The following is a 2,386-nucleotide window of genomic DNA, read 5'->3' as shown; positions in this document are numbered from 1 at the left end:
GCTACAATGAAGAAGAGTCGGTCCCCATGCTGGTGGAGCGGCTGGTGCAGGCCATTGAACCATGGGCGCAGGACGCCGAGATCATCCTGGCGGATGATGGATCCAGCGACGAAACTTGGGCGGCGATAGAGGCGGCCCATGCCAAGTACCCTGTGGTGCGCGGCATCCGCCTCTCGGCGAACCGCGGCCATCAGGTGGCGCTGACCGCGGGGCTGGAGGCTGCGCGGGGCGCGCGTGTCTTCATGCTGGATGCCGACCTGCAGGACCCGCCGGAAATCCTGCCGGACATGATGATGATGATGGATCGCGGCTATGACGTGGTTTATGGGCGCCGGGCCGAACGGCAGGGGGAGACCCTGTTCAAGAAGATCACGGCCTATGGGTTCTACCGTTTCCTGAACACGCTGTCGGATGTGGATATTCCCAAGGATACCGGTGACTTCCGCCTGGTCAGCCGCCGTGCGCTGGCGGCGGTGCTGGCAATGCCCGAGCGCGCGCGGTTCATCCGCGGCATGTTTGCCTGGGCGGGCTACAAGCAGATCGGGCTGGAATACGTGCGCGACGCGCGGGTTGCGGGCGTTACCAAATACCCGTTCCGCGCCATGCTGCGCTTTGCAACTGATGCGCTGACCGGGTTTTCCACCAAGCCGCTGAAGATGGCGACGCGGCTGGCCTTCCTGAGTCTCTATGTGACTTTCCTGATGGCGGTCTATGTGTTTCTGTCGCTGGTCCTTCACAACACCGCGCCGGGCTGGGCGTCGATGCTGCTGGCGATTTCCTTCTTCTCGGGCATTCAGCTGCTGACGCTGGGGATCATGGGGGAATACATCGGCAGGCTTTACATGGAGAGCAAGCAGCGGCCGATGTACTTCTTGTCAGAGGAGACCGGCAGTGCGGCGGCGGCGGATCCGGTGAACATCGAAACGGCCCCCCGGCACAAGGAAGCGTCGTGACAATGCGCGATTGGGGCCAGTTCATCCGGTTCTGCATCGTCGGCACCTTGGTCGCGGGCATCTATTTCTCGGGCTACCTGCTGTTTCTGGCAGCCGGGCTGGCCCAGGGTTTTGCCAACGCGGCTGCCTTTGCCTTTGCGGTGACTGTGCAATACGTTTTGCAAACCTGGTGGACGTTCCGCCGTCCCCTGAGCCTGCCGGACCAGATGGTGCGGTTTGCCTGCTCCATTGGCGCCGGGTTTGTAGTGTCGGCTATGATAACAGCGGTGCTGGGGCCGGCATTGGGGTGGCCGGATTGGGTTTCCGGTGCCTTGGTCACCGTTTGGCTGCCAGTGCAGAATTACATCGTCTTCCGTGTCTGGGTATACGCTGCGGCCTGCTGAGGCCGCAATTGGAGCTGACATGGCACTTGATCAACCTCCCCAGATCCCCCAGTCACCACGCTACCGGCCGGAGACCGCAGCATGACCATGTCCCTCAATTACAGCGATGCTTCCCGGGTTAAGCCATTTGCCCGGCTGTGGCAGCTGATTGCTGCAGTGTTTGCCATGCTGCTGCTGAGCGCGTTGTTTCAACTGCCGGACCCGATGATCCGGCATGACGATTACCCGGCGCTGCTCGCTGATCCTGAGCTGTTTTATTCCAAAACCCTGACCGAAGGGCGCTGGGTCAATTATCTGTGGCATCTGCGCGGCGTGGTGACACCTGCCTGGGTCAATTTTGTGGTCTATCAGCTGTTTTGGGCCATTTACCTGGGCTGCCTGGTTCACAATGCCCTGGATCGTGAAGCGGAGGTCTGGCAGCAGGTGATGGTGGCGCTGATGGCAGGTCTGTGCCTGCCGTGGGTGCTGATTTCGCTGTGGTTCAACACATTGATCCCGGGGCTGGCGATTCTGGCGTTCTATGGCTGGCTTGCCACCCGGCTGAGCGAGCGGGCGTGCCGCTGGCTGATGCTGGTCTTTGTTCCGGCGGCGCTGATGTCTTATACGACCTACCCGTTTTTGATCCTCGCGATGAGCCTGACTCGCGCAGACGCCGCACGTTCAGCAAAGGATCTGGCGGGTTTGCTGGTGCTGTTCATTGCTAGCTTTGCCCTGGGTATGCTGGCAATCTATGCGCTGAACTATGCCGAGCACGGGGTGTTCGGCGTGCCGATGGCAGACTGGCGCAATCCCAGCCCTGCGACGGATCTGGCCTCGGCATTGAAAAATTCCAAACTGGCCGCGGATTTCCTGGTGAACCTGGTGCTGAAAGGCGGTTACAGCATCACCGGGCTGGCGCTGCTTCAGACTGCGGTGCTTGGCTGTGCCGTGTGGGCCGTGTGGAGCCGGGACAAATGGCGGGCGCTGTACATGCTGTCCGGGGCCGGGCTGGGGCTGGCGCTGATCTGCCTGCAGGTCATTCGCAGCGGCATCGACATGCCGGTGCGGTCC

The 2,386-nt window shown here is 61.6% G+C and carries 2 protein-coding genes and 1 pseudogene; all 3 read left to right on the top strand.

The annotated features are described in order from the left end of the window. On the top strand, window positions 1–953 hold a 953-nt coding region (locus A2I95_RS31855), incomplete at its 5' end, for a glycosyltransferase family 2 protein (protein WP_291736270.1). Between the two features lie 2 nt (window positions 954–955). After that, the gene (locus tag A2I95_RS31850; protein WP_291736273.1) at window positions 956–1,336 is read left to right on the top strand and encodes a GtrA family protein; all 381 of its coding nucleotides are present in this window, start codon (window positions 956–958) and stop codon (window positions 1,334–1,336) included. An 81-nt stretch (window positions 1,337–1,417) separates the two neighbouring features. Next, window positions 1,418–2,386 (top strand): annotated as a pseudogene (locus A2I95_RS31845) (hypothetical protein); the annotation flags it as partial.

The sequence above is a fragment of the Leisingera sp. F5 genome (genome assembly GCF_001593695.1).
Note: the sequence above shows the minus strand (reverse complement) of the source record. Positions and strands in the feature narration are given on the sequence as shown.

Excerpts from the sequence above, each read along its gene's own strand:
- A2I95_RS31850 (WP_291736273.1), top strand. The coding sequence starts at position 956 with ATGCGCGATTGGGGCCAGTTCATCCGGTTCTGCATCGTCGGCACCTTG.